This is a genomic window from Rhodococcus sp. IEGM 1379, assembly GCF_030056815.1.
In the GTDB taxonomy this organism is placed as follows: domain Bacteria; phylum Actinomycetota; class Actinomycetes; order Mycobacteriales; family Mycobacteriaceae; genus Rhodococcus_F.
The window spans coordinates 231,824-256,146 of the sequence record NZ_JASHKR010000002.1 but is presented as its reverse complement, the minus strand read 5'-3'; the positions used below and the strand labels follow the sequence as shown (position 1 = coordinate 256,146).

22 protein-coding genes are annotated in these 24,323 nt (G+C 60.4%); 8 read left to right on the top strand and 14 right to left on the bottom strand.

The window, feature by feature from the left end:
* The first annotated feature begins 110 nt into the window (after positions 1-110).
* Both QM600_RS02545 and QM600_RS02540 read left to right on the top strand, forming a co-directional pair.
* The gene (locus QM600_RS02545) at positions 111-1,037 is read left to right on the top strand and encodes a DNA-3-methyladenine glycosylase family protein (RefSeq protein ID WP_283259900.1); all 927 of its coding nucleotides are present in this window, start codon (positions 111-113) and stop codon (positions 1,035-1,037) included.
* Positions 1,038-1,197: 160 nt separating this feature from the next.
* The gene (locus QM600_RS02540; protein WP_283259899.1) at positions 1,198-1,608 is read left to right on the top strand and encodes a hypothetical protein; all 411 of its coding nucleotides are present in this window, start codon (positions 1,198-1,200) and stop codon (positions 1,606-1,608) included.
* A gap of 1 nt (position 1,609) precedes the next feature.
* Here the strand turns inward: QM600_RS02540 and QM600_RS02535 are convergent, their stop codons facing one another.
* Genes QM600_RS02535 through QM600_RS02515 form a run of 5 tightly spaced genes read right to left on the bottom strand, consistent with a single transcriptional unit; the run spans position 1,610 to position 5,763 of the window.
* Positions 1,610-2,029 (bottom strand): ArsR/SmtB family transcription factor, encoded by a 420-nt coding sequence (locus QM600_RS02535; protein WP_283259898.1) that lies wholly within the window; start codon positions 2,027-2,029, stop codon positions 1,610-1,612.
* 57 nt (positions 2,030-2,086) lie between these two features.
* The gene (locus QM600_RS02530; protein ID WP_283259897.1) at positions 2,087-3,283 is read right to left on the bottom strand and encodes an acetyl-CoA C-acetyltransferase; all 1,197 of its coding nucleotides are present in this window, start codon (positions 3,281-3,283) and stop codon (positions 2,087-2,089) included.
* A gap of 41 nt (positions 3,284-3,324) precedes the next feature.
* The gene (locus QM600_RS02525) at positions 3,325-3,777 is read right to left on the bottom strand and encodes a MaoC family dehydratase (protein WP_283259896.1); all 453 of its coding nucleotides are present in this window, start codon (positions 3,775-3,777) and stop codon (positions 3,325-3,327) included.
* Positions 3,778-3,833: 56 nt separating this feature from the next.
* Positions 3,834-4,580, bottom strand: a complete 747-nt coding sequence (locus tag QM600_RS02520) for a GntR family transcriptional regulator (protein ID WP_283259895.1) — start codon at positions 4,578-4,580, stop codon at positions 3,834-3,836.
* Positions 4,581-4,611: 31 nt separating this feature from the next.
* On the bottom strand, positions 4,612-5,763 hold the full coding sequence (locus QM600_RS02515) for an acyl-CoA dehydrogenase family protein (protein WP_283259894.1): 1,152 nt from the start codon (positions 5,761-5,763) through the stop codon (positions 4,612-4,614).
* A 200-nt stretch (positions 5,764-5,963) separates the two neighbouring features.
* Here QM600_RS02515 and QM600_RS02510 point away from each other — a divergent pair, with 200 nt between their 5' ends.
* Genes QM600_RS02510 through QM600_RS02495 form a run of 4 tightly spaced genes read left to right on the top strand, consistent with a single transcriptional unit; the run spans position 5,964 to position 9,962 of the window.
* On the top strand, positions 5,964-6,830 hold the full coding sequence (locus tag QM600_RS02510; protein ID WP_283259893.1) for an HpcH/HpaI aldolase/citrate lyase family protein: 867 nt from the start codon (positions 5,964-5,966) through the stop codon (positions 6,828-6,830).
* The gene (locus QM600_RS02505) at positions 6,827-7,825 is read left to right on the top strand and encodes a MaoC family dehydratase (protein ID WP_283259892.1); all 999 of its coding nucleotides are present in this window, start codon (positions 6,827-6,829) and stop codon (positions 7,823-7,825) included. Before QM600_RS02510 ends, QM600_RS02505 begins: the two co-directional genes overlap by 4 nt.
* 32 nt (positions 7,826-7,857) lie before the next feature.
* Positions 7,858-9,078 (top strand): CoA transferase, encoded by a 1,221-nt coding sequence (locus QM600_RS02500; RefSeq protein WP_283259891.1) that lies wholly within the window; start codon positions 7,858-7,860, stop codon positions 9,076-9,078.
* 14 nt (positions 9,079-9,092) lie between these two features.
* Positions 9,093-9,962 (top strand): LysR family transcriptional regulator, encoded by an 870-nt coding sequence (locus tag QM600_RS02495; protein ID WP_283259890.1) that lies wholly within the window; start codon positions 9,093-9,095, stop codon positions 9,960-9,962.
* Here the strand turns inward: QM600_RS02495 and QM600_RS02490 are convergent.
* A complete protein-coding gene (locus QM600_RS02490) occupies positions 9,951-10,847 on the bottom strand; it encodes a LysR family transcriptional regulator (RefSeq protein WP_283259889.1) in 897 nt (298 codons plus the stop codon). The genes QM600_RS02495 and QM600_RS02490 overlap by 12 nt on opposite strands.
* Before the next feature lie 16 nt (positions 10,848-10,863).
* Positions 10,864-12,054, bottom strand: a complete 1,191-nt coding sequence (locus QM600_RS02485) for an acyl-CoA dehydrogenase family protein (RefSeq protein ID WP_283259888.1) — start codon at positions 12,052-12,054, stop codon at positions 10,864-10,866.
* Between the two features lie 248 nt (positions 12,055-12,302).
* Here QM600_RS02485 and QM600_RS02480 point away from each other — a divergent pair, with 248 nt between their 5' ends.
* Positions 12,303-13,523 (top strand): acetyl-CoA C-acetyltransferase, encoded by a 1,221-nt coding sequence (locus QM600_RS02480; RefSeq protein ID WP_283259887.1) that lies wholly within the window; start codon positions 12,303-12,305, stop codon positions 13,521-13,523.
* Positions 13,524-13,527: 4 nt separating this feature from the next.
* Here the strand turns inward: QM600_RS02480 and QM600_RS02475 are convergent, their stop codons facing one another.
* The 6 genes from QM600_RS02475 to QM600_RS02450 all read right to left on the bottom strand — a co-directional run bounded on the left by QM600_RS02475 (position 13,528) and on the right by QM600_RS02450 (position 20,205).
* Positions 13,528-14,535 carry an enoyl-CoA hydratase/isomerase family protein gene (locus QM600_RS02475; RefSeq protein WP_283259886.1) on the bottom strand — a complete coding sequence of 336 codons (1,008 nt, stop codon included), beginning with the start codon at positions 14,533-14,535 and terminating at the stop codon, positions 13,528-13,530.
* Positions 14,536-14,548: 13 nt separating this feature from the next.
* Positions 14,549-15,745 (bottom strand): CaiB/BaiF CoA transferase family protein, encoded by a 1,197-nt coding sequence (locus QM600_RS02470; protein WP_283259885.1) that lies wholly within the window; start codon positions 15,743-15,745, stop codon positions 14,549-14,551.
* 42 nt (positions 15,746-15,787) lie between these two features.
* Positions 15,788-16,528: a 3-oxoacyl-ACP reductase FabG gene (gene fabG / locus QM600_RS02465; protein WP_283259884.1), complete on the bottom strand. Its 741-nt coding sequence runs from the start codon at positions 16,526-16,528 to the stop codon at positions 15,788-15,790.
* 28 nt (positions 16,529-16,556) lie between these two features.
* On the bottom strand, positions 16,557-17,723 hold the full coding sequence (locus QM600_RS02460) for an acyl-CoA dehydrogenase family protein (protein WP_283259883.1): 1,167 nt from the start codon (positions 17,721-17,723) through the stop codon (positions 16,557-16,559).
* Positions 17,724-17,844: 121 nt separating this feature from the next.
* Positions 17,845-19,365, bottom strand: coding sequence for an acyl-CoA synthetase (locus QM600_RS02455; protein WP_283259882.1), 1,521 nt, complete (start codon positions 19,363-19,365; stop codon positions 17,845-17,847).
* 42 nt (positions 19,366-19,407) lie between these two features.
* Positions 19,408-20,205 carry an enoyl-CoA hydratase gene (locus QM600_RS02450; RefSeq protein ID WP_283259881.1) on the bottom strand — a complete coding sequence of 266 codons (798 nt, stop codon included), beginning with the start codon at positions 20,203-20,205 and terminating at the stop codon, positions 19,408-19,410.
* A gap of 109 nt (positions 20,206-20,314) precedes the next feature.
* Here QM600_RS02450 and QM600_RS02445 point away from each other — a divergent pair, with 109 nt between their 5' ends.
* Positions 20,315-21,745 (top strand): aldehyde dehydrogenase family protein, encoded by a 1,431-nt coding sequence (locus QM600_RS02445; protein WP_283259880.1) that lies wholly within the window; start codon positions 20,315-20,317, stop codon positions 21,743-21,745.
* A gap of 49 nt (positions 21,746-21,794) precedes the next feature.
* On the opposite strand, the gene QM600_RS02440 is transcribed toward QM600_RS02445, so the two are convergent.
* A complete protein-coding gene (locus QM600_RS02440) occupies positions 21,795-24,260 on the bottom strand; it encodes an SEC-C metal-binding domain-containing protein (protein ID WP_283259879.1) in 2,466 nt (821 codons plus the stop codon).
* Between the last annotated feature and the right edge of the window lie 63 nt (positions 24,261-24,323).

The window sequence follows — 24,323 nt, the reverse complement described above, 5'->3', positions numbered from 1 at the left end:
TCGCAGACAGGATCCGTCGGTGCTCACGATGATCATGGCTCGGACAATACGTTGCCCCACCGACATATGACTGAACGCGCGTCGACCAGGCTCTATACGCTTGCTACCAAATGACGCTGTCACCCGTCTCCGGCGAAGTCACCGTAACTTCGGCGCGACCACTCGATGCAGCGCTGACGCTCGGTCCGCATCAGCGCGGACCCGTCGACCCCACCCACCGACGCACTGCGGACGGCGCGATCTGGCGAACTTCCCGCCAACCTTCGGGCCCTGTGACCTATCGCATCACCCAGTCCGACCGGCACACCATCCGTGCTCAGGCATGGGGCCTCGGCGCTACGGAATTCCTCGGTAGCGTCGGCGCTCTTCTCGGGGTCGACGACGACGCGGACGACTTCGCACCCGAGCACCCCAAGCTCGTCGAGGCTCATCGCCGATTCCCTCACCTACGGATCGGCCGCACCGGCCGCGTCATGGAAGCACTCGTGCCGGCGATCCTCGAACAGCGTGTGCACGGCATCGACGCGTTTGCGGCTTGGCGCCGGTTGTCCACCAAGTTCGGCGAACTTCCACCGGGCCCAGCTCCCGACGGAATGCGGGTGCCACTCACCGCCGATCAGTGGCGCTTGATGCCGTCGTGGGAATTTCATCGCGCAAATGTGGATCCGGCACGATCCCGGACGATTGTTCAATGCGCTCGCGTCGCCAACCGTCTCGAAGAAGCATCGACATTCACGCGTGCGGAAGCAACACAGCGTTTGCGCGCCGTCCCCGGCGTCGGAATCTGGACTGCCGCCGAGGTCGCTCAACGCGCCTTCGGAGATTCCGACGCATTGTCGGTCGGCGATTACCATCTGGCGTCCGTCATCGGTCGGTCGTTGCTCGGTGAACCGATCGACGACGCACGGATGGTGGAGTACCTCGCTCCCCTACAGCCCCACCGGTATCGGGCCGTCCGTCTTCTGCAAGCGAGTGGGCAAGCCGTCAAACCGAAATTCGGTCCCCGCACCGCAATCGCCGATCACCGTTGGCACTGAAGAAAAGCCGCCGGGAGACGAATGAGGATGGACGGTTTCAATAGCAGCAGAGTCGGGTAGCCATTTCTCACGACCCGTCGCGCGCTAGACGACGGGTCCGCTTGTGCCCGAACAGAAATTTTCATACTGAAAGTTCCACACAGACAGATTGGCCGTCCCCATGAAACTGTCCCGAACTCTGACCATGACCGTGCTTGTTGTCGCGGCTGTAGGTACTGGCGCCGGAACTGCGGTTGCAGCTCCGAACGCGGCCTTCGATCCATTCAACCCGCCTGTGAGCACAAACAGTCAAGTTGCCGCGACGCTCTTTCCCGGCAACAACCCGAAGCAAGTCGCGTTCGACACCATGACAAATGAAGTCAACACCGGCTGGAACAACGGCGGGATCCAATCAACTCTCGGCGGCGCCGCTATGGGCCTCGGGATCGGATGTGTGTCGATCTTCCCCAACTTCATCGCCGGATGCATCGTCGGTGGGGCAATCGGAACGGTGGTGGGCGCCGGTCAGGGCATCATGAACGGAAATCCGAATGCAGCGCCGGCAGTGCAGCAGTTCTTCGCCACACCCTGACTCAGCTGTGTGAGTGACCCGAGTCGTCGAAGTGTGTGGCGCCGATGGAGTGAAGCAACTGGTGAACGGTGTCTTCAGCCAATTGGTAACGCATGGATCGGCCGTCTCGCGTCGCAGTCACCCACCCTTGGCTACGCAAAAGCCGAAGTGCGTGCGAGACAGCTGTTCCGCTCATTCCCAGTGCCACGGACAGGTCCGTGACACAGATCCCCGGTGCGTGGTGCAAACAGAGGAGAAGCCTCAGTCGATTGGCGTCGGACAGCAATTCGAAGCGGTTGGCCCACGTAGTTACGTCCAAAACCTCGAGCGCAGCCTGTGCGCGCCGAACGTCTTCGATGCTCAGGGCTCCGCTGGAATCTGTTCTGCTGGAATCCGTTCTGCTGGAATCCGCCGACCCTGATTCCGCCGCATTTGATTCCATTTGCCGACCGCCTCCAAAGTGCTGTTATCCCCCATCGGGAGTCTACCCAGCCAGAGGTCAGGCAGACTCCACCACAGCGGCCAGGCCCTGCCCGCCACCGATACACATCGTCAGCAGTGCTTTTCCGCCGCCACGACGGCTGAGTTCATGCAAAGCGGTGGTCGCCATTCTGGCACCCGTCGCGCCCACGGGATGTCCGAGTGAAATTCCGGATCCGTTGACGTTGAGTCGATCCAGATCCTCGAAGCCCCATTCCTTCACGACACCGAGAACCTTGCAGGCAAACGCCTCGTTCAACTCCACCAACTCGAAGTCCGCGAAACTGCCGCCACCCCGAGCAAAGAGCTTCGAGACCGCCGCGACCGGCCCGAGTCCCATCAACGACGGCTCACAACCTGCGGCGGCCCAACTGTCCAAAAATCCGATCGGTTCGAGACCCAACTCGTCCAAGCGATCCTCGGCAACAACCAACATCGCTGACGCGGCATCGTTTTGCTGACTGGCATTTCCGGCCGTGACAACACCACCCGGGGCTACGGCCCGCAACCGTGAGAGTGCCTCCATCGACGTATCGTCGCGGATACCCTCGTCGGTGCGAAATACCGTGATATTTCCCTTGCGATCGGTCAGTTCCACCGAAACGATCTCACTCTCGAAAAGGCCGGAATCCCTTGCCGAAACTGCTTTTCGGTGACTCTCTACCGCAAACTGATCAGACTGATCTCGGCTGATACCAAGGCGTTGCGCGACGTTCTCGGCGGTTTCGATCATCCCGCTGATCTTGCCGAAACGCCACTCGGGCTGAGACCGCTCGCGACCCCGATCGAGCCGGTCGAACAGTTGCAGCCCAACGGCTTTCGTTCCCCAGCGCGCGCCAGTCGTATAGTGCTCGATCCCGCTCATCGATTCCACACCACCGGCAACAACGACGTCGGCGGCACCGGTCTGCACCATCATCGCAGCGGTGACAATGGCCTGCAACCCTGTTCCGCAGCGGCGATCCGTCTGGAATCCGGCAACCGAAATCGGCAGTCCGGCATCGAGTGCGGCCCACCGACCGATGCACGGAGCTTCGGAGTTGGCATACGACTGGCCCATCGCAACATCATCGATGCGCGCCGGGTCAATTCCGCTTCGCCGCACGGTTTCCTTGATGACGGTGGACGCGAGTGTTTCCGCCGCCACATCACGCAGGCCACCACCGAAGCGACCCACTGCAGTACGGACCGGCGCAACCAGAGCTGCTCGTTTCATGGCTATCCTCGAATCATGTTCGGTAAGTGTGAAAAAGGGGGTCAAGCAACCAGCAGGCGGACGGTGTCCGCAACCAGAGCGGGCTTTGACACGCCCTCGATTTCGATCGTGTATCGAACAACAAGATTGGCACCATTTGTGGTGCGCTCGAAAGTGAGAATCTCGGCACCTGCGCGCACCGACGAGCCGACCTTGACCGGCGCGGGAAATCGAACCTTGTTGCTGCCGTAATTGACTGCCATCGAAACGCCGTCGACGCGCATCACCTGAGCACCGAGTACCGGCAACAGCGACAGTGTCAGATAACCGTGGGCAATGGTGCCGCCGTACGGACCTTGCGCCGCGCGCTCCGGATCCACGTGAATCCACTGATGATCCTCAGTTGCATCGGCGAACTTGTCGACTCGCTCCTGGGTGATCGGAAACCACTCGCTGTACCCGAGGTGCTCACCGACAGCCGACTCCACTTCGTCGATTCCGCTGAAAATGCGCATAACTCTCTCCTGAAAGATTAAGGATGGCAATGGGATATCGCACCCCACCACGACCGCTAGTGCGCGCCTCTGCGGAGCGTCACACGGTAGGTGTACTGCTCGGGCAAAAAGTAACTCGTTGACAATTCATTGGGAAGTTCGTCTGCGTTGGAGTACAGGCGATCAACTCGCAGCATCGGATGTCCCGGTTCACAATCCAGATCCTTCGCCACATCCGACGTTGCCGGAGCCACTGTAATCGACTGCGCTGCTTCAACTATCGGACTGTCAAGCAGTGGTTCCAACAGCCCGATCACGGTATAGGCACTCACTGAGCCCACCGCCATCTCGGGTGCGTCGACGATGTGCCGGGCAACCGTCTCCGGCAGATGAACTGTGGTCTGTACAAACGGAATTCCTTCGTGAAACCGCCGGAACACAACGGTGTACACCACATCGGTATCGAGGCGGAGCCTACTGGCGGCCTCGATATCCATTCGTCGTTGCAACGGCGACACCACTTCCATCGTGGTGTCACGCGAGAGATTCATGAGATCCTCGATGGATCCATGGTGGCGCAGGTAGCGACCATTGTTCTCGGAGACAAACGTTCCGCGCCCCGGAACTCGGTACACGATGCCTTCAGAAACCAAGTCATGGAAGGCGCGACGCACGGTTTGCCTGCTCACACCATGTTGCTGTGCCAGTTCGGATTCCGTCGGTAACTGAAGTCCGTCGCGGTAAGTTCCGGCGGATATCTGCGCACGAAGCTCACGGGAGAGGCGTTGGTACGCCGGCTCCGTCTCTCTTTCCTTACCGCTCATAGCGATCAGATTCTACTTGGTCACCGGGCTGTCACAGTCCACCGCGCGCGACCAGTTGCGCCACGATGACATTACGCTGAATTTCATTGGTGCCCTCACCGACAATCATGAGTGGCGCGTCGCGGAAGTATCGTTCGACGTCGTACTCCGTCGAGTAACCGTAGCCACCGTGAATGCGCACCGCCGACAACGCAATCTCCATGGCGACCTCGGAGGCATACAGCTTGGCCATTCCCGCTTCCATGTCGCAGCGTTCGCCGCTGTCGTACTTCTGGGCAGCGTGCCAGGTCAGCTGGCGAGCAGCCATCAGTTTGGTTGCCATGTCCGCGAGATAGTTGCCAACCGACTGGTGCTTCCAGATCGGCTTTCCGAAACTCTCACGCTGCTGGGCGTATGCCAGCGAATCCTCGAGGGCTGCTGTCGCAACGCCGAGCGCTCGGCACGCCACCTGGATGCGGCCGGTTTCGAGGCCCTTCATCATCTGAGCGAACCCCTTGCCTGGAGTTCCACCCAAAATTGCGGTTTCAGAGATGCGGTAGTTGTCGAAAGACAACTCACAAGTCTCGACGCCCTTGTAACCGAGCTTCGGAAGGTCTCTGGAGACAGTCAGTCCTTCGCCATGCTCGACCAGAACTATCGAGATACCGGCATGACGTGGACTCGCCGTGGGATCGGTTTTGCACAGCAGAGCAATCAGGCCCGAACGACGCGCATTGCTGATCCACGTCTTGGAGCCGTTAATGACGAGGTCTGTGCCATCACTCTTGGCGTTAGTGGTCATCGCCTGCAGATCTGATCCACCGCCCGGTTCGGTCAGGGCCATGGTTGCCCGGATCTCACCGGTTGCCATGAGCGGCAAGTACTTCTGCTTCTGCTCCTCGCTTCCGTACAGAGCGAGGAGCTTGGCTACCACTGTGTGTCCACCCATTGCACCGGCCAGCGACATCCAACCTCGGGACAGCTCCTGGGTCACCTGTGCGTAGCACGGCATCGACACGGGAGACCCACCGTATTCCTCGGGAACCGCCAAACCGTAGATCCCGATCTGCTTCATCTGTTCGATCCACTTTTCGGGATATTCGTTTGCGTGCTCGACCGCTTGGACGGACGGCTTGACCTCTCGGTCAATGAAGGTCCGCACGGTATCGATCAGGAATGTCTCTTCGTCGTTGAGCTTGAGCATGAATCCGCCTCGACTTTGTCAAAAGTTTGTACGGCCATATTTAGCCATTGTTCACTCGATGTCAATACCGCACCTTGACAGCACGCGGCAGTTCCTGCCAGCATCGAGGCACGTTAGACGAAGAATCATCCTATTTTCGGCAGTACACCGCATTCTCAACTGGCCGTACATTTCGGCCCCGATCGAGGTAGTCGACACACGTGGACAATAACGAATACCGACCTGTCCGACGCCGCACCTCCCTGGTCGCGCCCGGTTCCGACGAGCGCAAGGCACGCAAGGCTCTGTCATCGACCGCCGACGAAGTGATCCTCGATCTCGAGGATGCCGTCACTCCAGCGAACAAGAACCTGGCGCGAACCCTCGTAGCAGCATTGGTACAAGAATTCGGTACGACTCGCACAGTGTCAGTTCGAATCAACGGACTGGCAACACCGTGGGCGCGCGACGATCTGACTGCCTGCGGCGCACTCGGCGATTCCCTCACCAGCGTGATCGTCCCCAAAGTCGAGACGCCCGAAGAACTTCTCGAGGCCGAGAGCATCCTCGGGACCACCGGCGCATCCCTTCAAGCTCTGATCGAGACGCCCCGCGGAGTCCAGAATGCCGACACCATCTGCGCGGCCACGCCGCGACTGCACGCCGTCGTCATCGGATACGCGGATCTCGGTGCGGCGCTGGGACGCTCGCGTAGTGCCCTTCCGGAGCACTGGTTGGCAATTCAGGACAGGATCCTGATCGCGTGCCGTGCGGCCGGTATCGCTGCGATTGACGGCCCCTTCCTCGGCATCGCCGACAACGACGAGTTCCGGCACTCGGCGGCCTGGACCAGCGCACTGGGATTCGACGGAAAATGGGTCATCCATCCCGCTCAGATCGGTTCTGCTACTGCGGCATTCACCCCCTCTAATGATGCTGTGACCGACGCACGTCGGGTTCTCGCCGCACTGAAGGAAGCAGAAAACTTGGGCGCCGGCGCAGCCCAACTCGACGGTCAGATGCTCGACGAAGCCGTCGCTGTTGCAGCACGCCGAGTTCTCGCCCGAGCAGAAGGAGTCAGCGCATGAGCGAAACTTACGTTGGCGGACCGTACTTCGACGAGCTCACTCACGGACAGATCTTCGACGAGGCACCCGCTGTAACGCTCACCAGCGGCCTCGCTGCCACTCACCAGGCCATCCTCGGTGACCGGATGCGACTCTCGCTGGACGCACATCTCTCCGCTGCCGTTACCGGTTCGCCTGGATCAGTCGCTAATCCGGGCCTGATCACCGACATCGCGATCGGCCAGTCCACGCTGGTGACACACCACGTGAAGGCCAACCTCTTCTACCGAGGGTTGCGCTTTCATCGCTTTCCCGTCCTCGGCGACACCTTGTATACCCGCACCGAAGTTGTCGGGCTCCGCGAGAATTCGTCGAAGCCCGGCCGTGCGCCCACTGGTCTTGCAGCACTGCGCATGACGTCCGCGGATCAGAACGGCAACACCGTTCTCGACTTCTATCGCTGTGCGATGCTGCCGCTCAGCAGTAGTCCCGACAACTCGCGCGTTCGGCACAACGATGATCTCTCGGCCATCGGACCCGCTGTTGCCGCTCCTTACGACTCGCCTGACGGATGGAATCTCGATGCGTATCGAAACAAGGTTCCCGGCAGGCACTTCGAGCAAGAACTTGTCGGTACCATCTTCCGAAGCAGTGGCGACGTCGTATCCAGCGCGCCCGAACTCGCACGCCTGAGCCTCAATATCGCGGCGACGCATCATGACGAGCGCGTCAGCGCCCAGGGTCGTCTCGTCTACGGCGGTCACACCATCGGAATCGCACTTGCTCAAGCCACGCGCGCTCTCCCCAACATAGTGACCGTTCTCGGGTGGCATTCCTGCGATCACACCGGTCCGGTCCACGAAGGCGACACCCTCACCAGCGAGCTGCACGTCGAAAGCTCGACGCCACTGGAACAGGGTACTGCGCTCGAATTGCGTTCGCTTGTATTCGCCCACAATACTTCTGCCGCAGATGCTCCCGTCCTGGACTGGCGTTTCACAGTCTTGATGGCATGATCGCACACTCGCATATCGCCGAAGGATCACCGATGACCCAACCCATGGCCCCGCTGTCCGGCCTTCGCATCATCGAGGTCTCCAGCTTTGTCGCCGCTCCCCTGTGCGGACTCACGCTCTCTCAATTGGGTGCCGAGGTAATCCGCATCGATCCGATCGGAGGCGCTTCGGATTACCACCGCTGGCCCGTCACCGAGCAAGGCGAGAGTATCTACTGGACCGGACTCAACAAGGGCAAAAAGTCTCTCGCCGTGAATATGCGATCCGATGAGGGCCGGGCCTTGGTACAACAACTCGTCACCGCGCCGGGCGTCGGCAACGGCATCTTGGTGACCAACGCAGGTGGACGCGGATGGATGAGTCACGACACCCTCTCAGCACTGCGAAACGATGTCATCACGCTCGAAATTCTCGGCCGCCGCGACGGGAGTCCTGGCGTCGACTACACCGTCAATGCCGCGTTGGGATTTCCGATGATGACCGGACCTGCTGACTATGCCGGCGTCGTCAATCACGTTTTACCGGCTTGGGACATGGCCTGTGGACTGTATGCGGGGCTTGCCGTCACAGCCGCTGTGCGCAAGCGTGATTCAACCGGAGCCGGGTCGCAGATCATGCTCCCCTTGGAAGATGTTGCACTGGCTACCGCCGGTACTCTCGGCTACCTCACCGAAGTCCAGATCAACGGACAGAGTCGTGAATATGGTGGCAACGCCGTCTACGGCACGTACGGAATCGATTTTGTCACGAGCGACAACGAACGCTTCATGCTCGTCGCTCTCACCACCCGACATTTTCGCGACCTCACTGCGGTTACCGGCACAGTGGTTGCCGTCGACGCCGTCGAATCTGCGTTGGGTGCAGATTTCAGTACGGAGGCGGATCGGTACCGGCACCGCGAAGTTCTCACAGCACTGTTCTCGCGATGGTTCTGCGAGCACTCGGGATCCGAAGTTACTGCAGCGTTGGAGAAGACATCGGTGCTGTTCGAGCGCTACCGCAGTTTCGCGAACGTCGTCGAATCCGGTGAACTCGAGAACAATCCGATGTTTTCGCCACTCGAACAGCCCCGAATCGGCACCTACCTCGCTGCTGCCAATCCCGCGTCGTTCGACGGTGCCCACTTCGCTACCGGGCCTGCCTCGGAAGTCGGGGAAGATTCGACGTCGGTTCTGGCGGACATCCTCGGTACGACCGCCGATGCAGCGTCTGAATTGATCGAACGCGGCATCATCGGAGTTTCGTCGAAGTAGACTTCATTTCCGTAATGGACATCCGAAGCGCGCAGTACCTCGTTGCCGTCGTCGAACAGGGCAGTGTGACGGCCGCTGCCGATGTACTTCACATCTCGCAACCCTCACTGTCGCAGGCTATACGCAGCCTCGAGCGCACCCTCGACACCACATTGCTGGAACGTACGACGCGTGGTGTTACACCCACTCCGGCGGGACTTGCCGTCGTAGCGTCGGCCCGCAAGCTCCTTGCCGACGTCACGCGAGCCGAAGACGCCGTCGCTGCGGTTGTCGAACTCCGCAAAGGTGAACTCTCGCTGGCGGTTCAATCGGACCTGGCTATCGATCCGGTTGCCCGGTTAACCGGCCTACTTCACGCGGCATCTCCGGGAATTACGTTTACGACCACGGCAGCTCCGTCGCCGCACGAGGTACGCGCACTGGTGCGAGACGGCTCCTGCGAGTTGGGTTTCGTCGAACGGACGCCAGGTTCCGGCACGTCGGACGTGCTGCGCGAGATCATGCTCGGAGTACAGGAGACTGTTCTGTCGATTCCGGCACCGCTCGCCTCCGGACTGGCGGATCCTGTTCCCCTCGAATCGGTCAAAGACTTACCGATGATCGTGGAAACCATGACGGCCGGACATGTCTATCTGGTCGATCGCGGGGTGAAACTCGAGAATGTTGTTGTCGAGGTCGCCGATCGCCTTGCAGTCCGTGAGATGGTCGCACAGGGCGTCGGGATGGCCTTGCTACCGCGACCCATCGCGGAGCAAGATGCTCCCGCATCCGTCGCTCGATCCCTGCATCCATCCGTGACCCGCGAAACCATTCTGGTCCACCGTGACGGCGCCTTGTCTCCGGCTGCTGCGGCATTCATCGAGCGACTGACGTCACCCCGGTAGGCCCTGCACGAACAGGCGTCCCAGCGGGGAAAGCCGCTGGGGATCGAATTCGATTCCGTAAGTCAACGAGATCGGCGGTTCCACCGGATAGATATCGGTACCCGATCCAGCCAGACGTTCTGCCAGCGAACGTTCCAGCAATGCCATGCCCAAGCCCGCGAGCACAAACGCGCCGACGGTCTCGCGTTGCGCAAGTTCGGTGGACATCCTCGTTCGTGCACCCGCGCCGTGCAGTGCCGACTCGATCGCAAGGCGTGCACGCGAATGCTTCTGCACACCCACCACCGGAAGATTTGGCAGTGCTGACAGTGGTACCGGCTGTCCGGCAGCCGGTTTCACACCACCGGGCCATACACCAGAGACCTCCTGCGAAGGCACAGCAAGCCAGTACTCGTTCACTCCGATCACCTGGGTAGAGAGTGACGACAACTCGGGCGGCCAATAGCTGAACACCAATTCGCAGGCGCCGTCGGCAAGCGCATGATCCGCCGTCGCACCTCTCGGAAGGTCACTCACCCTGACCGTGATTCCCGGGCAGCGCCTGCGGAAGTCAGCCACGATACGCGCAACCGGTCCCTCCAAGCCGTGCGCAGCGGAGCAGATGTCCAGGCGCCCTTTCGGTTCCGCGTCCACTCCGATCGCGGCATTGGACGCGGCGGCACTGCTACGCATCACCTGGCGCGCGGGTCCGACCAATGCCCGCCCTGCCGATGTGAGTACCAAACCCCGACCGACCCTGTGAAAGAGTTCCACGCCCAGTTCACGTTCGAGGCCGCGAATTCCCTGCGACAACGACGGCTTGGTGACGGACAAGGACTGCGCAGCCGTCGACAAGGACTCCCCGCCGGCAACCGCGAGGAAGTACTCGATCTGACGTAGGTCCACGCCTCGACTTTACGGTTCAGTTGTAGGTACGCAACAATCCCTTGCTGATGATCTGCTTCTGAATATCGCTGGTGCCTTCGCCGATCAGCAGGAACGGCGCCTCGCGCATCAAACGCTCGATCTCGTATTCCTTCGAATACCCGTAGCCACCATGGATGCGGAAGCTGTCCTGAGTGACTTCCGAGCAGAACTCACTGGCCAGATACTTCGCCATACCGGCTGCGACGTCATTTCGTTCACCTGAGTCCTTGAGCCTGGCTGCGTTGACCATCATCAGATGTGCTGCTTCGACTTTGGTACCCATCTCGGCTATCCGGAATGCGATGGCCTGATGCTCGGCGATCGGCTTGCCGAAAGTCTCACGTTGCTTTGCATAAGTGACTGCCAACTCGAAAGCACGCTGCGCGATACCGCACGCGCGAGCGGCGACGTTGACGCGACCGACCTCGACGCCGTCCATCATGTGCCGGAATCCCAGCCCCGGTGTGCCACCGAGAACCTCGTCGGCGCCGATTTCGAAGCCGTCGAAGATCATCTCGGTAGTATCGATTCCTTTGTAGCCCATCTTCTCGAGCTTGCCCGGAATCGTCAGACCCGGAAGAACTTCGCCGAAACCGGCGGGTTTCTCGATCAACAGCGTCGTCAGATTGTTGTGCGCCTTCTCGGCACCTTCGTCGGTTTTCACGAGCACTGCAACCAGTGTGGATGAACCGCCGTTGGTGAGCCACATTTTCTGGCCGTTCACCACATATTCACCGGATTCGCCACGACGCGCTCTGGTGGTGATTGCAGCGACATCCGAGCCCAACGCCGGCTCGGACATCGAGAATGCGCCGGTGAGTTCACCGGTTGCGAGCCGCGGAAGATACTTCGCTTTCTGCTCCGGTGTTCCGTGAGCTGAAATCATGTGCGCCACTATGAAATGTGTGTTGATGACACCGGAAACGCTCATCCATCCGCGTGCCAGTTCCTCGACGCACAGGGCATACGTGAGTAGCGATTCTCCGATACCGCCGTACTCGGGATCGATCGTCAACCCGAACAGACCCATATCCTTCATCTGTTTCACGATCTCGGCGGGATAGGTGTCCGTGTGCTCGAGTTCTTGTGCTGCCGGAATCACTACACGATCGGCGAATTCCCTTACGGCACCGATGATGTCGCGCTGAGTCTCGGTCAATCCTGCGGTCTGCGCTAAACGCGTCACTGCTTCACCTGTCCGCCGAAGGAGATCTTCCGACCATGCAATCCCGGGGGGATCTTCCGACCATTCAATCCTCGAACGACTGCGCTGTCAAAGATCGATGCCCATACGATCCGTACGGGAAAAACTATGCCCGATCAGGGGTTCTTCGACAGTTGACAAGCGCCGCACAGGTGTTGAATATTCGACTCGACGCGTTCGCGTTTTCTGTGACGCAATTTCCCGTCCTTCCCTCGAGACAGGCGCATCCCATGCACGACGCAGTCATCTGTGAACCCGTTCGTACACCCGTCGGCGGATTCGGCGGTATCTTCAAAGACCTTCCCGTAGCTTCCCTCGCCGCCACTGTCATACGAGGACTGGTCGAACGCACCGGTCTGCAGTCCGCCGATATCGACGATGTCATCTTCGGACAGGGATATGCCAGTGGTGAAGCCGCGGCCATCGGCCGAATTGCTGCGCTCGATGCCGGACTTGACGTATCGGTTCCCGGCATCCAACTCGATCGCCGGTGCGGTTCCGGATTGCAGGCAGTGATCTACGCCGCCATGCAGGTACAGACCGGAATGAGCGATCTGGTGATCGCAGGCGGCGCCGAAAGTATGAGCAATGTCGAGTTCTACTCCAACGATGTACGTTGGGGCACAAAGAAACCCTCCGTCGAATTCCATGACCGACTGGCAAAGCCCCGCGTCAACTCGGGTGGCGTCAACTTTCCCGTCGAGGGCGGCATGATCGAGACAGCCGAGAATCTGCGTCGCGAGTACTCGATCACGCGTGACGAACAGGACCGGTACGCCGTCCGTTCACACGAACGAGCGATTGCTGCCCAGGACAAGGGTTTCTTCGATGACGAGATTATTCCTGTCACCGTGCCCTCTCGTCGGGGCGACGCGAAAGTTGTTACCCACGATGAACATCCGCGTCGTCACATAGCGCTGGCCGATCTCGCTGCACTTCGCCCGATCCGGAGCCGTGCCGACTCCGAAGCGACTGTGACAGCCGGCAATGCCTGCGGACAGAACGACGCCGGCGCTGCGGCAATCGTCACCACACCGGCCAACGCCGAAAGACTCGGATTGCGACCCTTCGCCAAACTGGTCAGCTGGGGCGTGGCTGGCGTCGAGCCGAACCGAATGGGTATCGGTCCCGTTCCGGCTGTCGCCAAAGCGCTCTCGCGGGTCGATCTGCAACTCTCCGACATCGATCTGATCGAGGTCAACGAAGCGTTTGCGGCACAGGTCCTGGCGTGTGCAAAAGCCTGGGACCTCAGCGAGGCAGACTTGCGAGAGCGGTTCAACGTCAACGGTTCCGGAATCTCACTCGGCCATCCCGTAGGCGCGACCGGTGGACGAATTCTCGCGAATCTACTGAGGGAACTCGATCGACGCCAAGGACGCTACGGAATCGAAACGATGTGCATCGGCGGCGGCCAGGGAATCGCCGCGGTTTTCGAGAATCTGCGGCGGTAGCAAACTATTCGGCGGTGATCTGATCGATCAGTCCCCACTCCAGGGCCCGGTCGACATTGATTGCGGTGCCGGAAACGAACAGGTGAAAGGCACGCCAGCGCCCGATCCGGCGCGGAATCGAGACTGTGCCACCGGCTCCCGGGATCAGACCCATTCCGATCTCCGGGAGCCGGAACACCGTTCCGGGGTGCGCGCAGATTGTCTGCGCAAATGCCGGCACTTCGATCCCCGCACCGACACAACTGCCGTGAACGTGCACTTCGATTCGATCGGCCAGTCGCGCCATCAAACGCGCTGCACCCGCACGGGTCCGAATCAGGTGTGCGATAGCCAGATCCGGAGTGGTCCCGAACTCGTCCAGATCGCCGCCCGCGGAGAACGACGGTCCCGCCCCGTCGAGCAGAACCTTCTCGATGCTGGCGTCCATCAGTGCAAGTTGCAGCGCTGCCACCAGTCCGTCGCGCACCTGTGCACCGTAGGCATTGCGCCGCTCCGGCCGATTGAGAGTGATGTGCAACAACGCATCACGGCGATCGATCAACACAGGTTCCTGCGGCGCCGGGGGCGGCAGCGGCCTCCGTCCGCGTCCGTCCAGCCACCGCCGAAAGTCAGGGGTGCCCAGTAGCGTTGAGTAAGCCAAGGACTCAACATCGAGGGCAACTGAAACAGACAGATTCTCACCCATCCGCAGAACCTGCGAAGCAACAACAGATGCATACGGGTTTTCGTGGAATCGTTCGAAGACAGCTGCCAGGTCGGCATCGGGATCTTCGACGCTCACGAACTCGCGGATATCTGAGTCCCGGTACAAAGCTACGGTGGTATCGAGTGCCTGAGCCAGTGTTCTGGTTGCCGCGTCAGGTGCCTTGGTGGAACGCCCGACAACAACACGGTCGCATTCGAGAACCTTGGCCGCAGCAGCCGTAGCGACTGCCTCGGACATCGGCTGATCGAGGTCGACAACTATCGCTGCGTCGTCGAGAGCGCCGCCCTCGATGGCAGACAAGTCCACTGACGCCAGCGGTCTAACCCACCGAACCGTTTCGGCGAAGTTCCGAGATCTCCGCTTCGGTACGGCCCAATTCCGTCAGAAGTGCCTCCGTCTGCTGACCGAGCGCAGGCACGTTACCCATCCGCATTTCCACGTCGGAGAACGTCATCGGCGGCAATATCGCGTCGATCGGACCACCTTCGGTTCCGACGGACCGCCATCTCGAACGCTCTTCCAACTGAGGATGTTTCAGCAGTTCACCCATGTCGTTCAACGCCGCGGCCGGTACACCCGCGGCAGCTAGACGCTTATCCAACTCGGCCGTGGAGTACACGCGACTGAGCGACGCAATCAACTCGTCGACCTCGGCGCGATTGCGGACCCGCTCGATATTGGTCGCGTATCGCGGATGATCAAACAGATCTTCTCGACCGAACACATTGACCATCAGCGCCTTCCAACCGCGATCATTCTGCACACCGATGAGAATCGCACCATCCGACGTCGGAAACGAATCATAGGGAACTATCGCGGCATGCCCGAGTCCGACGCGTGGAATCTGTTTGTCCGCATACATTTTCATGTACATCGGGTGCCCGAGCCACTCGACGGTGGAGTCGAACATGGAGACCTCGACGACGGCACCCTTGCCCGTTCGTTCCCGGCGGAAAAGCGCAGCCAGGATCGACGTCAGCGCATACATCCCCGCCGCGATATCCGACACCGGGACACCGGTTTTAGTCGCTGTCTCCGGCGTACCCGTTACGGAGATCATCCCGGTCTCGGCTTGCACCAGCATGTCGTATGCCTTGCGCTCACGACGTGGGCCTGCACTGCCGTAGCCGGACATGTTGATCACGATGAGCGCCGGGAACTCTGCTTGGAGCGGCTCCGAACCGAATCCCAACCGCTCTGCAGCGTCAGGAGCCAGATTCTGCAGAAACACATCGGCATTCGCGATCAGGTCGAGGACGATACGGCGGCCGGATTCCGATTTCACGTCGACGGCAATCGATTCCTTGGAACGGTTGAGCCACACGAAGTGTGAGGCCTGACCGTAAACCGCATCGTCGTAGTGTCGCGCGAAGTCACCCTCACCCACCCGTTCGATCTTGATCACACGGGCGCCCATGTCCGCGAGATGCCGAGTGGCGAGCGGCGCCGCCACCGCCTGTTCGAGTGCAACTACGGTGATCCCGTCAAGCGGCAGATCCGAGTTCGACTGTCCCATGTCAGAGTTCACCCTCGCATTCAATCACCCGAACAGATCGGATCAGATATGGCGGCCACCCGTGATCTCCAGAACGGTGCCGGTCATGTAACTGGACATGTCACTCGACAGAAAGAGCACTACCGAGGCAACCTCCGACGGTTCCGCAGCGCGGCCCATCGGAATCTCGGCCAGCTTCTCGTTCCAGATACGTTCCGGCATCGCCTCGGTCATCGCCGTGCGAACCAGCCCCGGCTGGATCGCATTGATCCGAACATTCTTGAAGGCAACCTCTTTCGCGGCCGCCTTTGTCAGGCCGACAATGCCGGCCTTGGCGGCGGAATAGTTGGTCTGGCCCAACAATCCGACCTTGCCGGAGATGGACGAGACGTTGACGATGGTGCCGGTTTCGCGCTCACGCATACGGGCCGCCGCAGCGCGAGTACCGTTCCATGCACCCTTGAGGTGGACGGCAACCACGTCGTCGAAGTCCTGCTCGGTCATCTTGCGCATGGTCGCGTCTCGCGTCATACCCGCGTTGTTCACCATAATGTCGATCGGCCCGAAAGCGGATTCGGCAAGGTCGATCATTGCCTCGACCTGACCGAATTCCCTCACGTCGCACGATGCGAAACGTGCTACCGAGTCGCCGCCGAGCTCGGTAACCGCTGCGGTACCGACGCTCTCGTTTATATCGCCGATCACAACGGTGGCACCTTCTTTGATGAAGGTGCGAGCAATTTCGAGTCCGATCCCCTGTGCGCCGCCGGTAACTACTGCAACTTTGCCGTCCAACAGTCCCATGTCTACTCCATTCGTCAGTTAAAGATGATCAGCGCTGTGCTTGCTTCTTCGCTTGGGACACAAGGCCACCGCCCAGAATCAGCCGTTGAATTTCGCTGGTTCCCTCGTAGAGACGCAGCAGCCGCACTTCACGATAGATTCGCTCGACGGGAACTCCCCGCATGTATCCGTTGCCGCCGTGTATTTGCACGGCGAGGTCCGCGACCTTGCCCACCATTTCGGTGCAGAAAAGCTTTGCAGCAGAAGGCCCGAGGCGTCGGTCCTCACCGCTGACATAACGAGCCGCTACTTCACGGACCATTGCCCGGCCGGCCATGACGCCCACCTGTTGGTCGGCGAGCATCGCCTGCACCAGCTGGAAGTCGCCAATTGCCGTCCCGCCCTGTTCGGTGACAGTCGCGAAGGCAACGGATTCGTCAAGCGCCCGCTGAGCTGCGCCCACCGATAGTGCTGCGATGTGGACGCGTCCGCGTGCCAAAGACGTCATGGCAGCGCGGTATCCGGTGTCCTGATCACCGCCGACCAAGGCCGAGTCGGGAACACGAACGTTGTCGAAGCTGACCTCGGATGTCCAGGCGCCTTCTTGGCCCATCTTCTTGTCTTTCGGACCAACTGTGACGCCCGGTGTGTCGGCCGGTACCAAGAAGACAGCAATACCGGGGCCGTCGGAATCAGCGGGCCTCGTGCGAGCAAACACAACAAAGAGTTGCGCCAGTGGCGCATTCGTAATGAATCGCTTGTTGCCGTCGATCACCCAGTCGGCACCGCCCCGCACTGCCTTGGTCCGCAGGCCTGCCGGGTTCGATCCCGCTCCGGACTCCGTCAGAGCGAAGGATGCAACCACGTCACCCGAAGCAATTCGTTCGAGCCACCGCGACTTCTGTTCATCGGTGCCGAACCCCACCAACACCTGTCCGGCAATTCCGTTGTTGGTGCCGAACATCGAGCGCAGAGCCAGCGACGTGTATCCGAACTCCATCGCGAGTTCGACGTCTTGGGTGAGATCTAGCCCCAGTCCACCCCATTCCTGGGGAATGGCATACCCGAACAAGCCGATCGCCGCGGCTTTCTTGCGGATGTCCTCCGGAATGGCATCGGTATCCGCAATCTCCTGCTCGCGCGGGACTACTTCCTTTCGGATGAATTCCCGTGCCGTCGCCAAGATATCGGCGAAGTCGTCCGCATCGACCTGCATACCCACCACTCACCTTGCTCGCATAAGAAGTTCGCTCCGTCTTCCGAAGTCAATACCGTCGAGCACGCGGAGTCAAAGACCTCAAAACGAACCAAGGGTAAAGCGAGACCTATAGCGGTTTTCAGACCGTGCGAAGTTCTCGCTTCAGCAGCTTCCCGCTCTGATTGCGTGGCAGCTCCGGTACGAACCGAACGTGCTTGGGCACCTTGAACGGAGCGATCTTCTCCTTCACATAGGCGATCAGCGCCGCCGGAGTCAGCGAATCCTGACCGTCCTTGAGCACGACGATCGCGGTGATCGCTTCAATCCACTTCTCGTCCGGCGTCCCGATCACCGCAACCTCGGCAACGTCAGGATGGGTGTAGATCACGTCTTCGACCTCGCGCGATGCCACCAAGATTCCGCCGGTGTTGATGACGTCCTTGATGCGGTCCACGACGGTAATGAACCCCTCCGCGTCTCGCACGACAAGATCGCCGGAGTGAAACCAGCCGTCGCGGAAGGCTTCTGCTGTCGCTTCGGGATTCTCCCAGTAGCCATTGCAGAGTTGCGGCGAACGGTAGAGAACCTCACCCGATTCGCCGTCCGGCACGTCGTTGCCGTCGGCGTCGACGACGCGGGTCTCGACGAAGAACACGGCGCGACCACATGAGGACGGGCGATCGGCGTGCTCCTCCGGCTGCAGAACCGTTGCCAGTGGACCGATTTCGGATTGCCCGAAGCAATTGTAGAAACCGATGTCCGGGTAGCGCTCACGCAGGCGATTCAGCACCGTGACCGGCATGATCGACGCCCCGTACTGCGCCTTCTTCAGAGACGAGAGGTCCCGCGCCTCCAGATCGGGATGATTGGCCAACGGCACCCATACCGTCGGCGCCAGGAAGAGTGAACCGATCTTCTCAACTTCGATGCGGCGCAGGATCTCCGGAATATCCGGTGCCGCCATCACATTGACCGTTGCCCCGACAGAGAGATACGGAAGCATGAAGACGTGCATTCCCGCAGAGTGGTACATCGGCATACAGATCAGCGGATTGTCCGCCTGGTCGAGCGCGAGCGCGATCACCGAAGACACGTACTCGTGAACAAGCGCGCCGTGAGACATCATCGCGCCCTTGGGCTTCGACGTAGTTCCCGAGGTATAGAGCAACTGCGCCAGATCAGTCGACGATGCGCGCGGCTCGAAGTCCAGAACCTCCCCGGCCGCGGCGATGGTGACCACCGACAGTTCTGCGTCACGCAACGGCAACACGTGATCGAGGTCCAGGTCTGCGCGCACCGAGTCGAGGGTCGGGGCAAGAGTTGGATCCACCAGAACCGCTCGGGCACCGGACTGCGCTACGAGGTAGCGCAATTCGTCGCCCTTGAGCGCGTAGTTGATGGGGACGTGCACCAAGCCTGCTCGGCCGCAGGCCAGGAACCCGATGACGTAAGCGTCGGAGTTGGTTCCGTACGCGGCGACACGATCACCGTGCTCGAGTCCCAAGCCCAGCAGATACGCCGCGACCCGAGTGACCGCGTCGTCGAGTTCGCGATACGTGCGAGTGCGGTCCTCGAAAACCACAGCTACGCGATCGGGGTACTTGGCTGCCGAGCGCCGCAGCACTCCGTCGACGGTATTGGTACGCGGGTCCAGGCTCATGGGCAAAGATTATAGGACGTCCAACTAATACGAAAGGGGGACCTATTTGTTCTGCCACTCCGGGGCCCGCTTCTCCACAAATGCCGCCATACCTTCCTGAGCATCACAGGTCACCGCATTAGTAGCCATTGTTTCGGCCATCGCCTCGTACGCCTGCGCCTGCGGTAGATCGATCTGACGGTAAAATGCCTGCTTGCCGATCCGAACGGTCAACGGGCTGGCCGTCGTAATCTTTGCGGCCAGGTCCCGCACCTCCCGACCGAGGTCTGCTGCGTCGACGACAAAGTTGACCAGTCCCCACTCCGCCGCAGTATCGGCGTCGATGGTCTGACCCGTCAGCAGCATCTGCATCGCTCGTTTACGGCCTACTGCCCGGCTCAGCGCCACCATCGGCGTGGAGCAGAAGAGTCCGATCTTCACGCCGGGAGTCCCGAAGACAGCCGTCGACGCAGCAACGACGAGGTCGCACGACGCCGCCAACTGGCAACCCGCCGCAATGGCCGGCCCCTGCACAGCGGCGATCACCGGTTGCGGGATCGCCTGCACCGTCTCCATCATCTCGGTACACCCGTCGAAGATTGCGCGCTCCTCGTCGAGAGTGCGGCCGATCATCTCCGCCAGATCGTGGCCGGCCGAGAACACCGGCCCTTCGGCGCGCACGATCACCACACGCACTCTTTCGTCGGCGGACAGCTCGAGAAGCGCTGTGGTGACATCACTCATGGTCACCACAGACAGCGGATTACGGCGCGCCGGCCGATCCAGCGTCAAGAATCCGAGTCCCGCTGCCTCGTCGACCGAAGTGACTACCGAATTCCCATCTACCTGCGTCTTCGACATGCATCTTCTTTACCAAGTAGATCCGTCCCGGTCAACGAGACGGACCCGACACCTGTCGCTCTGGCGTCGATAGCTTTCGATCAATACTTCGCCACTATGAGGAGTGCCCATGAGCACCGACGCCGCAGTTACCACTGACCTTGCCCAGATCCTGCACGCACAACAGACCGCAATCCGAGCGGCAGGAGCGCCGACCGCAGCGCAACGACGCGAGCGCATCCAGCGAGTGATCGACCTACTCGTGGCAAACCATAAAGATCTGACCGAAGCCATGAACGAAGACTTCGGTGGCCGACTTCCCGCTTACTCGGTCATGAATGACATTCTGGGATCAATGGTTTCACTCAAGCACGTGCGAGATTCCCTCGAAGACTGGATGATTCATTCGCCGCGAACCACCGGCGAGCTTCAGGATCAACTGGGCGCCACGTCCTACGTCCGGTACCAGCCCAAGGGCTCCATCGGCATCATCGGTACGTGGAACGCACCGCTCTTCACTCTCCTCAGCCCGCTGGCATGCGCTCTCGGCGCCGGCAACCGCGCAGTACTCAAGCCCTCCGAAATCGTTCCCCACACCGCTGCAGTGTTGGCCGAAGCCGCCGCACGCACCCTTGACCCACTCGAAATCGCCGTAGTCACAGGCGGACCCGACGTAGCCGATCAGCTCACGTCACTTCCCTTCGACCACTTGGTGTTCACCGGAAGCACCACGGTCGGAAAACTGGTAATGGCAAATGCCGCAAAGAATCTGGTGCCGGTCACCCTTGAACTGGGCGGAAAGTCGCCGAGCGTTCTGAGTAAGAGCGCCGATTTCGAGGAGGCTGCATACAGACTCGCGATCGCCAAGTCCACCAACGCCGGACAGATCTGCGTCTCCCCCGACCTCATCTACGTTCCGCGTGAGAGCACCGACCGCTTCATCACCGCGTTCACCAATTCGTTCACCGGCCTCTTCCCCACCGTCGCCGACAACACCGACATGGTGTCCATCGTCAATGATCGTCATCTTGCCCGCATCGAGGGATACATCGCGGACGCAGCCGAGCGCGGCGCCCGCATCATTACCGTTCCCGATGAAGAACTTTCAGCCGATACGCGCCGACGCCCGTTGCGCATCGTCGTTGATCCCCCGACAGACGCCCCGATCATGAAGGAAGAGATCTTCGGACCGGCCGTTGTGATCCTGTCGTACGACGAACTCGACGCCGTGGTCGACGACATCAACTCGCGCCCGAAGCCGTTGGCGCTGTACTACTTCGGCACCGATCTCGACGAGAAGGAATCGGTACTCGATCGCACCATTTCCGGCGGAGTCACGATCAACGACGCACTGGCACACCCGGGCCTCTCGGACGCACCCTTCGGCGGCGTCGGAGCTTCAGGCATGGGGCACTACCACGGGCGCGAAGGCTTCCTCGAGTTCAGCCATGCCCGGACGGTACTCGAAGCCGCAGCACATGATCCGCGCGGCGAGTGGGGAATGCTGCCGCCTTATGGCGACGGATTCGCGCAGATGATGTTGGCTCAGGTTACGCCGTAGGGGCATAGCCCCTGTGAGCCGTTTTGGTAGCTGCCACTACCAAAACGGCTCACAGGCCCAACCTGTCCTTCAGCCTCCGAACACTCATCGCACCAGGCCGTTCTTCTTGCGGAAATGAATTGAGCAGGCGGACAAGATCATCACGTCGCGTCGGATCTGCCGCGGCTTGTCGTGGTGTGAGTCCTTCGAGAGCCGGGATCGAATCGTCGAGCCACGTGCGCTCGTACTTGCGGATGTAGTCATCCATTACGGCGACTATTTCCGGGTCCTCCAGATCACTGGGAACTGAAACCTTGGTCACAGCGCTCTGAGCCTTGGTGACAGCACCGCGCATATTCCCTCCAGCGCTGCGCTCTTCCTTCAGCTTCTTCGAACCAGGCGCAATCTCGTGCACTACCTCGAGCATCGTCTCGAAGCGTCGCTCGTTCAGCGCGTCCACAACGAGTATCTTGTCTTCAATCCTGAAACTGCCGTTCACCTTCGCACTGACAGCGTCACCATCGACCGTCCAGGTCCAGTGGTCTTTGGCACCTTTGCCGTAACGTCGACTGAGCTTGCGGCGGATTCCGGTGAGGTCGTCGATCTCGAATTCCGCAGAGCACGCCACCATTTCTTCGCCGTCGCGGGTGACGATCCGTGGCGGAGCAAAACGTGCGCTCAGTCGGGCCACCAATTCGGCCGGGTCCGCGCCCGTGTCCAGCAATTCGATCAGCGTTGTACGTTCGGCAGCGGAAATCGGTTCTATTCCACCGAAGAATTGCATCTGATCGCCGACCGACACCACCCTTGCGCACACGAAGTTCCCAACACGAAACTGCTTGCTCCCCAATCGTTCGATCACCTCATGCCGGTCACCAGTCCGCACATTACGCAGCGTCAACCCCTCACCGGGTTGGACGGCTTCGACCTCGTGCACCGATCGTTCGACCATCAGCCATTGCTGGGCGAGCATCAACTCGTCCGCGGGTAGAAGCTCACCTCGTTGCGCCACGAACTCTTCGAACGCCCTACACTCGAAGAGGACAACATCGTCGACCAGCGGATCGTCGATCGCGCGAAGCAAAGACTCCATACCCTCGGGCCAGTGCTGCGCACGAACTTGAGCCAGCTCAAGCCTCAGCTCAAGCCATTCTGGTTCTGACAGAAGCACTCTCGCCTTCTCATACAACCACCGCGCACGGTCGTTGAGCGAAAAATCGGCCTTGCCGCTGTGACAGACCTTGTATTTGCGTCCCGATCCACACCAGCATTTGTCGTTGCGACCCAACCCTGGTCGATCGACCGGCTGAAAGTGTTCGAGCACGTCGTAGAGGACGTGACTCTCTCCGTTGCCAGCACGCCGAAGCAATGAAAGTCCGCGAACCGCATCACCACGATCGGAGGCATAACGAGCGAGATCCATCAGTGCCGGACCAAAGGCACTGTCAGCGACAATCGCCTGCTCGAAACGTGCTTCCGCATCGGCGATCCGGTCATCTTCCTCAGCAGAGCGACCTGCCATCCAATACGCGGCAGCTCGTACTGCGCGGGGCCCTTTCCTGATCAGCTTTTCCAGAGCTTCCTCGACGAGCGCTGGTTCATACAAACGCTCGAAGAGCATTTCTGTCAGGGCAGCATTTGCAACATAGCCGTCGGCCAGGCCGGCGAAACCATCTGCGTCCCCGGAAAATAGCACGTCGATTTCGCGACTGCCACGTTCTACTGCCTCTACGAGCCCAAGCAACATCACAACCGGGATTACGTCTTCAGGTTCGAGTTCGAGCCGCTCCATAAGTCCACCTGCCAGCGCGTCCACCTGATGCTGCGCAAAGTCGAAACCTCGAGGAGCCACCAGGTTGTGGTGTCGATCCAACCTTGCGGCCTCGATAATTTCGGTAAGCGGTGCAGTCGGTTGTGTAAAAGCCGTCGGCCGATCAACGAGCAACTGCGCTAGCGCCGAGCCCAAGTAGAAGAGTTCACCGCGTTTGGCCAGTGCGGCGAACTGAGAAACGACGGCTGCCGGAACCTTCTTTACCTTCGGCGCGGGCCGGAGCGTCAAACTGCCGTCTACGACAGCCAATGCAACAAGGTCGCCAGGCACGAACTCCGCAAAAGTTCCGGGAGGGAACACCAGTCCGGTCTGTCCGAGCCAATCCGCATCTGCAGCAACGCCTCGAGCTTCGAGGATCTCCTGGTCGAACTCCGGTAAGAGAAGCTCGAACGGGTCACTGTCTGACGCAAGCATCAGCAGCGCGTCGACGTCGTCCGCATCCATAATGTCGGCCGCGATCTCCTCCGCACGTAGTCGGTGCGTCAGAACCCGGCCGCCAAGGACCGTATCGACGGCAACAAACCGGCCGTCGGGCAACTGGTTGACGAACGGATCATCGAGATAGCCGAGAAACTCGAGAACTTCGTCAGAGTCACCGAATCCAGCATCTTCCAGTGCCGACGCGAGCGCATCCTCGCTGAGCGGACCTTCCGCGCGAAGAATCTGCAGTGCCGCCGCGGAGATGGCTTCGAAGTCATCGTCCATGCGAACATCGTAAACGCGGGAGCAGACAGCGCCTGTACTTTAGTACGCGATCGCGTACTAAAG

Coding starts and splice junctions, on each gene's coding strand:
- QM600_RS02520 (WP_283259895.1), bottom strand. CDS start 4,580: ATGAGCGGTAAGGAAAGAGAGACGGAGCCGGCGTACCAACGCCTCTCC.
- QM600_RS02515 (WP_283259894.1), bottom strand. CDS start 5,763: ATGCTCAAGCTCAACGACGAAGAGACATTCCTGATCGATACCGTGCGG.
- QM600_RS02530 (WP_283259897.1), bottom strand. CDS start 3,283: ATGAAACGAGCAGCTCTGGTTGCGCCGGTCCGTACTGCAGTGGGTCGC.
- QM600_RS02545 (WP_283259900.1), top strand. CDS start 111: ATGACGCTGTCACCCGTCTCCGGCGAAGTCACCGTAACTTCGGCGCGA.
- QM600_RS02455 (WP_283259882.1), bottom strand. CDS start 19,365: ATGAGCCTGGACCCGCGTACCAATACCGTCGACGGAGTGCTGCGGCGC.
- QM600_RS02535 (WP_283259898.1), bottom strand. CDS start 2,029: ATGGAATCAAATGCGGCGGAATCAGGGTCGGCGGATTCCAGCAGAACG.
- QM600_RS02505 (WP_283259892.1), top strand. CDS start 6,827: ATGAGCGAAACTTACGTTGGCGGACCGTACTTCGACGAGCTCACTCAC.
- QM600_RS02540 (WP_283259899.1), top strand. CDS start 1,198: ATGAAACTGTCCCGAACTCTGACCATGACCGTGCTTGTTGTCGCGGCT.
- QM600_RS02440 (WP_283259879.1), bottom strand. CDS start 24,260: ATGGACGATGACTTCGAAGCCATCTCCGCGGCGGCACTGCAGATTCTT.
- QM600_RS02445 (WP_283259880.1), top strand. CDS start 20,315: ATGAGCACCGACGCCGCAGTTACCACTGACCTTGCCCAGATCCTGCAC.
- QM600_RS02525 (WP_283259896.1), bottom strand. CDS start 3,777: ATGCGCATTTTCAGCGGAATCGACGAAGTGGAGTCGGCTGTCGGTGAG.
- QM600_RS02460 (WP_283259883.1), bottom strand. CDS start 17,723: ATGCAGGTCGATGCGGACGACTTCGCCGATATCTTGGCGACGGCACGG.
- QM600_RS02480 (WP_283259887.1), top strand. CDS start 12,303: ATGCACGACGCAGTCATCTGTGAACCCGTTCGTACACCCGTCGGCGGA.
- fabG (WP_283259884.1), bottom strand. CDS start 16,528: ATGGGACTGTTGGACGGCAAAGTTGCAGTAGTTACCGGCGGCGCACAG.
- QM600_RS02470 (WP_283259885.1), bottom strand. CDS start 15,745: ATGGGACAGTCGAACTCGGATCTGCCGCTTGACGGGATCACCGTAGTT.
- QM600_RS02500 (WP_283259891.1), top strand. CDS start 7,858: ATGACCCAACCCATGGCCCCGCTGTCCGGCCTTCGCATCATCGAGGTC.
- QM600_RS02450 (WP_283259881.1), bottom strand. CDS start 20,205: ATGTCGAAGACGCAGGTAGATGGGAATTCGGTAGTCACTTCGGTCGAC.
- QM600_RS02495 (WP_283259890.1), top strand. CDS start 9,093: ATGGACATCCGAAGCGCGCAGTACCTCGTTGCCGTCGTCGAACAGGGC.